At 60.8% G+C, this 13,546-nt stretch carries 9 protein-coding genes; 2 read left to right on the top strand and 7 right to left on the bottom strand.

Features of this window, described 5'->3' with window-relative positions; genetic code table 11:
* Positions 1 to 98: 98 nt before the first annotated feature.
* Both ACI5FR_RS06650 and ACI5FR_RS06645 read right to left on the bottom strand, forming a co-directional pair.
* Positions 99 to 1,397, bottom strand: coding sequence for an MFS transporter (locus ACI5FR_RS06650; protein ID WP_405451988.1), 1,299 nt, complete (start codon positions 1,395 to 1,397; stop codon positions 99 to 101).
* A gap of 12 nt (positions 1,398 to 1,409) precedes the next feature.
* Complete coding sequence (locus ACI5FR_RS06645) at positions 1,410 to 3,497, bottom strand: helix-turn-helix transcriptional regulator (RefSeq protein WP_405451985.1); 2,088 nt, start codon at positions 3,495 to 3,497, stop codon at positions 1,410 to 1,412.
* A 124-nt stretch (positions 3,498 to 3,621) separates the two neighbouring features.
* Here ACI5FR_RS06645 and ilvB point away from each other — a divergent pair, with 124 nt between their 5' ends.
* On the top strand, positions 3,622 to 5,388 hold the full coding sequence (ilvB, locus tag ACI5FR_RS06640) for a biosynthetic-type acetolactate synthase large subunit (protein WP_405451983.1): 1,767 nt from the start codon (positions 3,622 to 3,624) through the stop codon (positions 5,386 to 5,388).
* Positions 5,385 to 5,885 carry an acetolactate synthase small subunit gene (gene ilvN / locus ACI5FR_RS06635; protein WP_405451980.1) on the top strand — a complete coding sequence of 167 codons (501 nt, stop codon included), beginning with the start codon at positions 5,385 to 5,387 and terminating at the stop codon, positions 5,883 to 5,885. Before ilvB ends, ilvN begins: the two co-directional genes overlap by 4 nt.
* On the opposite strand, the gene pyrH is transcribed toward ilvN, so the two are convergent.
* The 5 genes from pyrH to ACI5FR_RS06610 form a co-directional block, all read right to left on the bottom strand.
* Positions 5,882 to 6,625, bottom strand: coding sequence for a UMP kinase (gene pyrH / locus ACI5FR_RS06630; protein ID WP_405451977.1), 744 nt, complete (start codon positions 6,623 to 6,625; stop codon positions 5,882 to 5,884). The two genes, ilvN and pyrH, sit on opposite strands and share 4 nt — an antisense overlap.
* Before the next feature lie 259 nt (positions 6,626 to 6,884).
* A complete protein-coding gene (locus ACI5FR_RS06625) occupies positions 6,885 to 10,004 on the bottom strand; it encodes a glycosyl hydrolase (RefSeq protein ID WP_405451974.1) in 3,120 nt (1,039 codons plus the stop codon).
* A gap of 14 nt (positions 10,005 to 10,018) precedes the next feature.
* Positions 10,019 to 10,897 carry a carbohydrate ABC transporter permease gene (locus ACI5FR_RS06620; RefSeq protein ID WP_405451972.1) on the bottom strand — a complete coding sequence of 293 codons (879 nt, stop codon included), beginning with the start codon at positions 10,895 to 10,897 and terminating at the stop codon, positions 10,019 to 10,021.
* On the bottom strand, positions 10,891 to 11,799 hold the full coding sequence (locus tag ACI5FR_RS06615) for an ABC transporter permease (protein WP_405451969.1): 909 nt from the start codon (positions 11,797 to 11,799) through the stop codon (positions 10,891 to 10,893). The genes ACI5FR_RS06620 and ACI5FR_RS06615 overlap by 7 nt, the downstream gene beginning before the upstream one ends.
* Before the next feature lie 78 nt (positions 11,800 to 11,877).
* A complete protein-coding gene (locus ACI5FR_RS06610; protein WP_405451966.1) occupies positions 11,878 to 13,416 on the bottom strand; it encodes an extracellular solute-binding protein in 1,539 nt (512 codons plus the stop codon).
* Positions 13,417 to 13,546 lie beyond the last annotated feature (130 nt).

Below are 13,546 nucleotides of genomic sequence, written 5' to 3'. Positions count from 1 at the left end.
AACTATTGTAAGGGTATCTTAAAGAGTTGTGAAATATATAAAGGCAATCCCCTTGATAGGGATTGCCTATGAGTGCTGAGTTGGTTACAGGGGGCTCTCTACTTCGCCCCTCTCCGCGACCAGATCACGACCGGGATCAACAGCAGTGATAGAACCGCGCCGGAGAGAGACAGCACGGCGTAGCTGGAGTTGGCGGCCACGACTCCGGACAACGCCCCACCCGATGCGCCGGACAATGCCACCAGGACGTCTACCGTTCCTTGGGTCCGGGCACGAACGGACGCCGGGGTAGCATCTATGAGCAGTGCGGTTCCGCTAATAAGGCCGAAATTCCAGCCCAATCCGAGCAGCGCGAGGGTGAGAATCAACAGCGGCAGAGAATCGCCGGGAATCGATGCGGCCAGAATCCCTGTGAGGAGCAAGGTAACTCCGGATGCATAGGCCATCGCGGAGCGTCCGATTTTATCTACGAGCGTACCGGTCAGCAAGGACGGGAGGAACATCGCGCACACATGAATGCTGATGACCAGGCCGACCTCACCCAGGCCGTGCCCGTGATGCTTCATGTGGACGGGCGTCATCGTCATGATCGCGACCATCACCAGCTGGGTCAACACCATGACCGTCACCCCGACCGCGAGTCCACGGCTGTTGACGGTTGAAGCTTGGGCGCTGGAGGCGGCAGCCGCGTTCATGCCGTCCTTCTGCGCCTCCGAGACCGCTTTGGCTACGAGCAAGGGGTCCGGACGGAGGAAGACGAACAGAACCAAGCCCGCTACGAGGAAAGCCGTGCCCGCCAGAAGGAACGGCCCCGCCAGTGCGGGGATCCCGAGCGACGTGGCGAGCCGGCCCATCGCATTCACAAGATTGGGCCCGCTGACCGCGCCGAATGTGGTGAAGACCAAGGCAATGCTGACGGCTCTTGCGCGCTGATTGGGCAGGGCCAAGTCGGTGCCGGCATAGCGGGCCTGCAGATTCGTAGACGTGCCCGCTCCATAGATCAACAGCGATACGAACAGCAAGGGCAAGCTGTTGGCGACCGCGGCCAGCACGATGCCTAGTGCGCCGAGCCCTCCTGCCCAAAATCCGGCGGTCAGTCCGATCCGGCGTCCCGAGCGCTGAGAGAGTCGCCCTACCAGAAAAGCGGACAACGCCGACCCAAGCGTGATCAGCGCAGAGGGGATTCCTGCCATGCTGTCCGTGCCCAACATGTCCTGGGCCAGCAGCGCGCCGACGGTTACGCCTGCCGCGAGCCCCGCCCCGCCGAACAATTGGGTGACCGCCACGATGATCAATGTACGTCGATGGAGTTCGCGCTGCTTCTCGGAAGAATATGTGTAGGACCGTATTCCGTCGCTTCGAGCTTGAACGGCTGTCTGAATTGGGTTAGCCGGCATGGTGAAGCCTCCTTAATGAATGATGAGTTGCGCAGCGAGCGCCCGGGCGAGCTCGGTCCGATTGCGCAGGCCGAACTTGTGGAGCAGCGCGTGTACATGCTTCTTCACCGCGGCCTCGCTGACGAAGAGCGCCCGGGCGATCTCCGGATTCGTCCGCCCTTGGACGAGCAGAGCCGCGACATCCCGCTCGCGCTCGGTCAGCTCCGGCCGTGCCTTCTCGAGCGCCGCATCCCGCGCTGGCAGCTCCCGCTCAGGGTCCGGGAACAGCGTCATTCCGCCGGCTGCAGCGTCGAGCAGCTTGTTCAAGAAGGCCGGAAGCGCCGACCGGCGGGTGTCGAGCACATAAGTCGGCGTGGGTGTGACCCCGTCGTACGCCGTGTGCCAGACTCCCGGCAACGGCTCGAAGCCAAGCCCTTCATGCCCGGCAGCGTAATAGGGCAGCGGCGGCGGCGAGGAGACGATCAGCGCGCCGGCCAGTATACGATCGAGCATGCTCTGGATAATGTCGGTGCGCAGCTCCTCCTTCTCCAAGTCCTCCACGTCGATCGTGAGGAGGAACCAGCCCGGGCTATGCGCCTTCGGCACCTGCAGCGCCGATCGCTGCGATGCGCTCAGGCTGGCGATGTAGGCGGCGGCGAGGGGCATCTCCGCCAAGTGCGCCAGCGTCCCGGCGTGCAGCGGCATCATGACGGACAACCCCACGATGCCCCCGTCGGGAGCCCGCATCAGCTGGACGGCGTCGGGATCGGCCGCGAGCAGGGCGGGGAAGTCCAAGTGAGCGATGCGGTACAAGGTCGCCTCGGCGGTCAATGTATAGCGGAACACCCCGCCGGACTCGGGGTCCGAGCAGATGACGCGCTTCGCCGTCGCCTGACGCCTCCTCCGCTCGAGATAGGCCTCCGCTTCCGCCAGATGTCCCGGCTGCATCGTTTCCCAGTAATTGCTCGAGCTGCGCGAATGGCGGAAGTGCGCCCGCATGATCGGGTTGCCCGCGTGCGCGAGCAGCTCGGCCAGCTCTCCGGCGAACGGGCGGTTCTCCTCGACCAGACGCCGCACCCGGGCCAGGTAGTACTGCACCGCTCTCGCGGCAGCCCTCTCGAAGCGGTCCGGCATCCGCTCCCGGAACTGGCGCCGCAGCGATTCGCGCAGCAGCTCATGGAGCTGCCAGCCCGCTTCCGTGCGACGCACGTAAGACTGTTGAAGGAGCCGCTCGAACAGGAAGCCGGGCACCTCCTGCCCGGTGAGCGCCGAGAGCAGCTCCTGGTTGAACGTGCGGGGCAGCGAAGCGACGAGGAGCAAGCGGCGCAGCTCCTCCTCCGGCGCTTCCCGGATCCACTCGGCGAGCAGCGCCTCGAACGCGCCGTCCTTCCATGCGGCCGGGTGGCCCGGAAGGCGGCCGCCGCGCTCCTGGATCGTCTCCGCCACGAGGTACGCCGAGAGCGGATGGCCCATCGTGGCCGACCACACATAATCAAGTGCGGCCTCCTGCGTCACGCCAAGGCCGGCCATGTACGCCTGCAGCTCCTCGTAGCTGAACTCCGTGAGCGGCAGGTCGACAATCGCCCGGCGCCAAGCCGTCGTCAGCCGCCATGGCCCCCGAAGCGGCGTCCGCCCGGCGATGACGACGAGAACCTTCGGCGACAGCCGGGGCAGGAACTGCTCCCGCAGCCATTGGTCCAGTGCCCCGATCTCCTCGTAATGGTCGAGCAGGAGGATGACCGGGCGCTCCTCCGCCTGGCCGTTCACCGCCGCGAGGCAACACTCTTGATCTGACACTGCCCTTGTCAGAAGGGCCGCCGGATCCATCGCCGCTCCGATGTCCCGGCACAGCCGATCGGCTTCATTCCGGTAGAGGCGGATGTCGAGCAAGACGCAAGGCAGCTGCCAAGCTTCCGCGAGGAAGCGGTATTGCTCCAGCAGAACGGTTTTGCCCATGCCCCCGGTGCCGTGCACGTTCAGTAGACGGCGAGGGGCGGCGGCGTTGAAGCCGCCGACCAGCAGCTGCTCAAAGCAGCGCAGCTCGAACGATCGGCCGACGAAGGGCGCCCGGCTCCAGGACGCCTCCGCCCCCGGCCCGTCCGACGGGTTCTTTGCCGACATGAGCCTCCCACCTCTCCGCATTTTTTATCCGTAAGTATACTATTAAAGTCACCCATTGGGTAGTACGCTCCCTGACCCGACCATGCTATCGTTACCGTATCCCGCTATAAAGGAGCGATACCCAATGAACACCAAGACACCCACGGCTCTCCGCACATGGAACCGGGATGCCCTGCTCGCCCCGGACCGGATTAACGGCTCCGAGATTTTGCTCCGGACCCTGCTGCTCGAGGGTGTCGAGTGCGTCTTCGGTTACCCGGGCGGGGCGGTCCTGTACATCTATGACGCGATGCATGGCAACCCCGACTTCCGCCACTTGCTGACCCGCCACGAGCAAGGGGCGATTCATGCAGCGGACGGCTACGCCCGCTCGACAGGCAAGCCCGGCGTCTGCCTCGCCACATCCGGCCCGGGCGCCGCCAATCTGGTGACCGGCATCGCGACCGCACACATGGATTCCGTGCCGCTCGTCATTATCACCGGCAATGTAGCTACGTCGCTGCTCGGCACCGATGCGTTCCAGGAGGCGGATATCGTCGGCATCACCCAGCCGATCACGAAGCATGGCCTCATGGTCCGCCATGTGGACGATCTGGCGCGTACGATCCGTGAAGCGTTCCACTTGGCCGGTACGGGACGCAAAGGTCCTGTCCTGGTGGACATCCCGAAGGACGTGTCCGCCGATACGACCGTGTTCCGCTATCCGGACACCGTGCACATTCGAGGCTACGAGCCTGACCCGGCCGTTAACCCGGAGCTCGTGGACCTGCTCCTGGCCGCGATCCGCGAGGCGAAGCGCCCGCTCCTGCTCGCCGGGGGCGGCGTCGTGCAGGCCGAAGCGTCCGCCGAGCTGCTGCAGCTCGTCCAGCGGACGCAGCTGCCCGTCACTACGACGCTGCTCGGCCTCGGCGGCTTCTCGGCACTGCATCCGCTATGGCTCGGCATGCCGGGCATGCATGGCACATACGCCGCTAACCAGGCGCTGCAGCAATGCGACCTGCTCGTGGCCGTCGGCGCCCGCTTCGACGACCGCGTCACGATGCGGCTGGACGACTTCGCGCCGCATGCGCGCATCGCCCATCTCGACATCGACGCCGCCGAGATCGGCAAGCTCGTCCCCGCATCCATCCCGATCCGGGGCGATGCGAAGCGAGTGCTCGCGATGGTGTGCGACCGCCTCGCCGCTCAGCCGGCCGCGCCGGAATTCCCGGCCGAGCGGGCGGCCTGGCTCCGGAACCTTGCGGAGATGAAGGAACGCCACCCGCTCCGGTACCGCGACGACACCAGCGCGCTGCAGCCGCAGTACGTCATCGAGATGCTCGACCGCACTACGGAGGGCAACGCTATCGTGACGACCGACGTCGGGCAGCACCAGATGTGGGTCGCGCAATTTTACCGCTTCCGGCATCCCCGCTCGCTCCTCACCTCCGGAGGCTTGGGTACGATGGGCTTCGGATTCCCCTCCGCGATCGGCGCGCAGATCGGTCATCCGGACCGGCTTGTCATCTCGGTCAACGGCGACGGAGGCATGCAGATGTGCGCCCAGGAGCTGGCGATCTGCGCGCTGCACAACATTCCGGTGAAGATCGTGGTCATCAACAATCAGACGCTGGGGATGATCAAGCAATGGCAGGAAGTGATCCATCAGGGCAGGTACAGCCATATCGACCTGTCGGGCAGTCCCGATTTCGTCAAGCTGGCTGAAGCGTACGGAGTACTGGGGCTGAGGGCCGATAATAGGGAGGATGCCGAGCGCGTCTGGCAGACGGCGCTCAGGACGCCTGGCCCGGTCCTGATCGACTTCCTCGTGTCGAAGGACGAGCTCGTCCTCCCGATGGTGCCCCATGGGCGGTCGCTCGACGATATGATTCTGGAGGTGCCGGAGGCATGAGTACACCCTACAGGACCACGCCCACCCAAACATTGTCCGTCCTCGTGCAGGACCGGCCGGGTGTGCTGCAGCGCGTCGCCGGCCTGTTCAGCCGGCGGGGCTACAACATGGACAGCTTGTCTGTCGGGGCTTGCGAGGAGGAAGGCTTGACCCGGATGACGATCGTCCTCTCGTGCGAGACGGCCGCGGTCACGCAGGTCGCGCAGCAGCTGCGCAAGCTGATGGACGTCCTGGACGTCCGCCACCTAAGCCGGCAGCCGATGGTCGTCCGCGAGCTGCTGCTGATCAAGCTGCAGGCCCCGCCGGAGAGCCGCCCCGAGCTGCTCAGCCTCGTGGAGACGTTCCGCTGCTCCGTCATCGACGTAGGCCAAGCGTCCATCGTCATCCAGGTGGTCGGCGACGTCGACAAGAACAACGCCCTGCTCCGGCTGCTGGAGCCGTACGAGCTGCTGGAGCTTACCCGCACGGGCGCGACCGCGATGAGCCGCGGCACTTAGTCCTGGTACGCGAGCACCGCGTCAGGGCCGATCGCCGTGCCGTTGTCCCGGCCGATGCAGATGTCCCGCATCGATCCCGGCCGGTCGAAGTTGAACACATGGATCGGCAGGCTATAGTCGCGGGCTAGGATAAACGCCGATTGATCCATGACCCTCAGGTCCTGCTGGATCACATCGTTGTAATGCAGCGACTTATACTGCCGTGCAGTCGGGTCGAGCCGGGGGTCGGCGCTCAGGACGCCGTCGACGCCTTGCTTGGCTACGAGCAGCGCCTCGCACCGCACCTCGATCGCCCGCTGGACGGAAGGGTAGTCGGTCGTCACGTACGGCTGCCCGTTTCCTCCGGCGAAGATGACGATATACCCTTTTTCGAGATGATGAACCGCCCTCAGCCGAATGTAAGGTTCAGCTACCGAAGCGATCGGGAGCGCCGTCATGACGCGCACCTCCCGCTCCGTCTTCGCCTTCAGCACGCCCCGCAGCATGAGGCTGTTGACGACCGTCGCGAGCGTCCCGATGTTGTCCGCTTCCGCCCGCTCGATGCCCCAGCTCTCCGCCATGTTCCCGCGGAAAATGTTGCCCCCTCCGATGACGATCGACACTTCCACGCCCAGCTCGATCACGGACAAGACTTCGTTTGCAATATGCTCCAACCGTTCCGGCTCGAAGCCGAATTCGCTTTTCCCCGCCACGGCGCCTCCGCTCAGCTTGATCAACACCCGATTGTACCGATTAGCCATCTCATCGCCTCCTCCGAAATTGTGCGCACAAAAAAACACTAAAGCCGCAATGGCCTTAGTGTTCGAACGGGATGGATGGAAAAAGAAACAACCGCTCTCGCGAGGACGAGCGTCCCTGCGAAGGATTCGGAATCCTGTGCTCCGTCCGGATTGCCCTCATGCTTCCACCCCTCCCGGTTTCTAGAAATTTGCCTAGCCTTATTCTATGCTACGAACGGAAAAGTTGCAACGTCCCGGACGAAGAACGGTGCGCTTCCGTTCATGTTGTCTGCGGAGCCGTCCGGAAAATATGCAATGGCCCCATCAAGCCATAGGGTTGCAGCCTATACTCAGGCGTATAATCCGGTCCGGTCGGACGAAACGACCACCAGTCCACCCACGCCGGATTCGGCCGGGCTTCGTGAAGCGGTCCGAACAAGTTGCGCGGACTGCCGACGACCTCAATGTCGATCCGGTTGGCCCCCGGGACGAGCCAATCGGTGATGTCCACCGTCCCCGCGGCACGCCATGGGATCGCCTTCCCATGTCTACCGTTCACGGTGAGGTGCAAGGTGACCGCTTCATACGGCCCCAGCTCCAGCATGATTCGGCTGCCGTCTTGCGCATCCCACTCCGCCTCGAGTTCAAAATGATAAATCATGCTGCCGCAATAATGTGGATAGCCTTGTCGGCACCAATCTCCGAAATGCAGCGTCTCCGGTTCCCGGACGAGGCTGCGGCCGGGGTCGACGGCGAAGTCGCCGATTAGGAACGCGTCCTCGAGCTCCATGTCCTGCCGGTACTCACCGTGGACCTCCAGCACGTTCTCCCCTTCCAGCAGAGCCTGAAGCCGGACCGTCGACATGCTGCGGTCCATATACCAGCCCTGCGGCTTCTCGCTGAGCGGCTCTCCGTTCAATGCGAAGCGGAAGCGCTCCGCCTGCTCGAAGACGAAGAACGTATCCGTCACAGGAATATCCTTCACGTCAAACACGAAACGGAACGCAGCCAAGGCACCGTCATTCGCATGCGGCTCGTGGATCCACAAATACCGCTGCAAATTGCCGTTGAAGTATACTTGCCGCATCCCCAGCCTCTCGCGAATGTGCTTCTGGGCCTCCCAGACACTCATTGCCTCCGACCAAGCTTCGTCGGCTAGCCGGTATTGGCACACGTCCATCACAAGCGCGTTCGGAGCCGTTCGCGAGAACGAAGCGACCTGCCCAAGGTCCGTCAGCCGCTGCCGTTCGACCGTCAACGGCCGTGTCACCCCAGCATGCGCTTGCCCCTTAGACGGCGTAATCACATACAGCCGGGAATCCGCAGGACCGAACCATTCCCGGAACACAGCGTACCCTTCCTCGGTTCTCGCCGTTATCACCGTCTTTTCGCCGGTAAGCGCGCACCACTCCTCGATCCGCCCGCTTCCCGCGATGCGAACGTCGACGTCATACGCAGCCTCCCGATCGTTGTTAACGACGAACACCACCGTGCAATCCGGCAGCTCGCGGCGCATGTACAGCAGCCGGCTAGCCTCGCGTCCTCCGCTATCCGTCAAGCTGACCGAACGGGGGACGGTAGCGCCCAGTTCAGCAGCCAGCATGTGCCGGGACGCTAGCCGCTTGAACCGCGGATGCCCGACCAGCGCCTGCAGCTCATCTGCCGGCTCGCCGTCCATCCAGACAGGCACGCTCCCGAACGCCAGAACGCCTCCCCCGGCATTCATGTAGGCGAGCAGCAGCGCGAACGTCGACCGGAGCAGGTTACGCAGGTCCGGCAAAACGACGACCCGATAACCCGCTTCACCGACCGCCAACCGCGTTCCATCCACACGGCCGATTTCTTGGAGAATCAGCTCGTCGCCCAGATCGAAATCGTAGTGCTCCCCCAGCAGCTCGCGCACGAACTCGTTGAACGCCTCGTTATAGGCCCGAAGCTCCTCCGTATTTCCGCCTTCGTTGCGCCAATCCGCCGCCTGGACGTCTTTCCCGAGCATCGCCCAAACCGATGTAGACGGGTGAATCACCAGCACGTCTCTGACGACGCGCCCTTCGCTCAACACCGCTCCGAGCCGGGCGTAATAGTGCTCCATCACATGATTGTGCGTCCACCAATTGGCATTGTAATTGAACGAAGGCGGATAATCGCGCTTGCGGCAGCCGCGAAGCGTATAGAGCGCGAGGTGATGCGTCAATACGTTGACACCCAACACGAACTGCCAGTCGCCGATCCACTTGCGGCTCTCGAACGTCAGCGCCCACCCCGTCACGCCGTACGTCTCGGTGATGACCCGCCGCTGGCCGTATTGGTTCGCGACGCTCGACACTTGCTTGATCGTCAAGCTCTCGTCCGTCTGCTCGCACAGCGTGTCGATGCCGGGAATGTCCAGATAGCGGTAATGAGGCATCAACGCTCCGCCGTTCCGTACCGCCCCGATCAGATTGCCTTCATCGCAAAAATGCCCGGCGAAGGCAACCCCGTTCGCCCGGCACCAGTCGCCGATTTGCTTCGAATAAGCTTCACAGAACATCTCGGTGACCGTCTTCCAATAGTCGTGCCGGATCTTGGACGAGGCCGCTCCCCGGTAAAAGAAGTACGGCAGCGTATCCCAAAGTTCATACCCGTTTTTGTCCATGAACGTTTGCGGCAGCAGATCCGACCACGCGATCCAGGTCATCTCCAGCGCGTCCAACCGCTCGCGGAACCCGGAGATGCTGGGCTCGTCCGTGAAAATACCGGGCACCGTATGCCCGAACTCCTCCCCGACCGCTTCCTTGTAGCGCTCGTACGTCGTTTCGAGGAAGAGCCGCCCCGCTTCGGGATTCATCGCGTCCGGATACGTATCGCCATGGCACCACTCGTTCGGAGCCGCGATATGACGACGCATCACCAAATAGACGTCCTGCCCACAAAGCATCGGACGCTCGGTCCTTAAGACATCATCCAGCCTCTCGCAGTCCAGCAAATCATCCCTATCAATCGTCGCCCGGTAAACCGCTAGGATAGAGTCGTCCCGCTCGAATCGGTGGCAGACGGTCAGCGACAATGCTTTGGCTCGCACCGCATCCCCGCCGATCCGTGGCACCATGCCGCCGCCCATCCCGGACGAATAGCGGTCCTCGTCGTACAGCCAGGCGTACAGGCCTTCCGCCTTCGCTTTGGCGACCGTATCCCGGATGCGCGCCATGAAGGCCTCGCCCATGTATGGCGTCTCCAGCCCTTCCCGCACATGCATCATGAAGCCGCCCATCCCCTGCTCCTTGAAGCCCTCGACTTGGGCGTCCAATTCCCCCTGATCCAGCGTGCCGTTCCAGGACCAGAACGGGAGGGAGCGATACTCCGCGGGAGGCTTCGCGAATCGCTCTTTCAACCCGGCATATCCGACAGGCTCGTTGTTCATCGAGTCCCCTGCCCTCATCCTTTCACCGATCCGATCATCGAGCCTTGCACAAAATGCTTCTGAATAAACGGATAGATCAGCAAAATGGGAAGCGTGCCGACGAGAATAACCGCATACTTGAGTGACTCCAGCACGACAGGCCTGCCCCCGACGGCGGTGCTGACCGTCATGTCCCCGATCTGCCCGATCATAACGATATTGCGGATCGTCACCTGGAGCGGCAGCAAATTCGCGTCCCGAATGTAGATCAGCGCCGAGTAGAAGTTGCTCCAGATCGCCACTGCATAGAAGAGCGAGATAGTCAGGATCACGGGCTTGGATAACGGCATAACGATACGCAGCAGGATCCCCAAATTCGTCAGACCATCGATTTTGCCCGATTCCTCCAGCTCCCGCGGGATGCCTTGGAAGAAGGTACGCATGATGATCATATACCAGGAGGAGACAAGTCCAGGCAACACCATCGCCCACCTCGTATCGAGCAAGCCGTAGCTGCGGACTACGAGATAAGTCGGAATCATACCGCCCGAGAACAGCATCGTGAAGACGATGAGCAGCATAAACGTTTTGCCGAAGACGAGATTTTTGCGCGACAGCGCGTACGCCCCCATCGTAGTGAAGATCAGCGACAGCGTCGTTCCGAGCACGACATAGATGAGTGTATTTTTATAGCCGATCAGGATACGTTTATCCTGCAGCACGGCTTTGTAGGCATCGAAGTGGACCCCTTTGGGCCAAAGTACGATTTCATTCCGGACGACAGACTCCGGAGTGCTTATAGAAACAGCTGCCATATGGAGGAATGGGAATAACATGGAGCAGACGAAAAGGCCCATTAGCAGCACGTTGACGATATCAAAAAGACGCGGACGAGTATTCAAGTTCCCTACCATAAGCTCGTATCCCCTAATCTGCGGCTGATCTGATTGCTGGCGTACACGAGCAGGAAACCTATGACGCCCATGAATAAATCGATCGCGGTCGCGTAGCTGAACCCTCCCTGCAAAATCCCGGTGCGGTACACATAAGTGGAAATAATGTCAGACGTGTCGTAGGTGGCGGCATTGGACAGCAGAAATACTTTTTCGAAGCCGATTTCCAAGACGTGCCCGATCTGCAGAATGAACATAATGACGATGGCCGGGGCGATCCCGGGCAGCGTCACATGCCACGTTTGCTTCCACCTGCCGGCACCGTCCATTTTGGCCGCTTCATACAGCTGCGGATCGATCGCCGTCATGGCCGCGAGGTATAAGATGGAGCCCCAGCCGACCTGCTGCCAAATTTCCGAGCTCACGTAGATCGTCCGGAACCATTCCGGCTTCTGCAGGAACGCAACCGCCGGGAACCCGAGCCACCCGATCGCCCGGTTGATCAATCCCGTACTCGGCGACAGGAACATGACCATCATGCTCGAGACGACCACAGTGGACAGGAAATAGGGCGCATAGCTGACCGTTTGGACGAACCGCTTATACACTTTGCTTCGGAGCTCGTTCAGCAGAAGTGCGAGCAGGATCGGAGCCGGAAACCCGAACAGCAGCTTGTAGCCCCCGAGAAGGACCGTGTTTTTGATAATCACTAGGGCGTCGCGGTTCTCGAAAAATTGTCGGTAATATTTCAAGCCGACCCAAGGGCTGCCCGAGATGCCCTTGAACAGGTTGTAGTCCATGAACGAAATGACAATGCCGAACATAGGCACATATTTGAACAAAATGTAATACAACAACACTGGCGCAAACAGCAACACATAGGTCCGGTCACGCTTCAGCTGAGTGAGGATGGATGGCTTCAAGTCGCGTGCCCCTTTCGACAAAGAATCGATAGGGCCGAATATGCATACGCCGTATTCAGCCCTACCTGGTTAACGCTCTTACTTGCTGTTTTTCTTCAGACGGTCCAGTCCGACCTGATACGTATCGATCAGCTTTTGCACGCCCAATTTGTTCATATCGCTGAGGAAGGTGTCCCATTGCGACATGGGAGTGTCGCCCATAATAAACTTGGTGACCGACGTTTCGTAAAATTTATTGACTTGGTCCTCGGTTGCCGCGATCGCAGCTTTCTCATCGCCGGTTAGAGGCGGCAAGGCATTGATCACCGGGAAGTGGTATTTGGAGGCTTCCGCAAAGGAATACTGTTCGTTCTCGTTGCTGAGCGACAAGGAGGCGTTAAAATCCGCCAGCCCATAGGCGCCCGTCGTCAAGATCCCCAGCTCCTTGCGCAGGTCGTTCGGTTCTTTAAACGTCGGCATAAATTTCCGTTTGCCATTCTCGACCTTATACGTCTCCCCTTCTTTCCCCCAGCTGAGCAGGTCCTTGCCTTCCTTGGAATAGATGAAGTCGAGATAACGCAGCGCCGCGTCGAGATTTTTCGTCTTGGACGAGACTGCGAAGCCGTACTCCTCCAGGTCCGCTTTCGGGATATAGGCCTTGCTGCCGTAGCCCAGCGGAGGAGCCATAAACTTCAGGTGGGCGCCGCCGGTAAGCTGCGTATTCATGATTTCGATTTGGCCGATGAATTGAAGCGTCATGAACGACTTGTTCGTCGTCACGAATTGCGTCCACGCCTTGTAGTCCATAGACAGCCAGTCGGGCGGGATCAGACGTTCCTTGTAAAATTTGTTCAAATACTCGACCATCTTCTTGAAGCCCGGATCGGTTACGCCGAATTTGATTTTGCCCGTAGCCTTATCCTCGAAGAACATCGGATAGACACCGAATTGAGGACCGAAATACTTCAGCGTGTTGATTCCATGCCGGAACAGGAACGGGTAGCTGTCCGGGTACAGCTCTTTCAGCTTCTTGGCCGTTTCATATACTTCATCCCATGTTTTCGGCTCCGGAAGATTATGCTTCTTGAAGATGTCATCCCGATAAAACCAGACGAGCTGATTGCCCGCGCCCGCTCCATCGTTCAGCAGATTGTAGATCTCCCCGCCAGGCTGTGTTATACGCTGGGCGTAGTCCGGCCTGGAAGCGATGAACGCTTTCACATTCGGCATCTTGTCCAGATGTTTGGACAAATCCAGGAACGCGCCCTGCGGCCCATATTTTTGAGCGTCCGGTGGGAACACGGAGAACAGGTCGGGCATGTCGCCCGAGGCGATGGCGAGCGCCAGCGATTCCGGCCCCGTCTGCGTCTCCTGCTTGATCGTGATATTCGTCTTCTCCTTCACCCATTTCCAGACGGCCCAATCGCTCTTGACGGGCCACGCTTGAGATTGATCCGTTAAGAGGCGCAACGTCGCCGCTTCGGGTCCTTTAACCGGGCTCGGAGTGCCCGATGCACTCGGTGAAGGCGAGCTGCTCGTCTCAGCCCCCGTGCCGCTTTTGCCGGAGCAGCCGGCGATCATCGCAGATAGGAGAATCAATGCAATTGCACTGTATTTCTTCGTTTTGTTTCTGTTCAAGCGGATCAACACCGTCCCTTTTCGTTTTCCCTTTAAATTTTCCATGCGCATGAATTCGCTTACAAGCCAACTTGTTATCCGGATAACGCTAGCATAAGGGGGAGATGGGCGGACGGGATATAGACGAAAC

The sequence above is a fragment of the Paenibacillus sp. HJGM_3 genome (assembly GCF_045062745.1).
Lineage (GTDB): Bacteria > Bacillota > Bacilli > Paenibacillales > NBRC-103111 > Paenibacillus_AA.
Note: the sequence above shows the minus strand (reverse complement) of the source record. Positions and strands in the feature narration are given on the sequence as shown.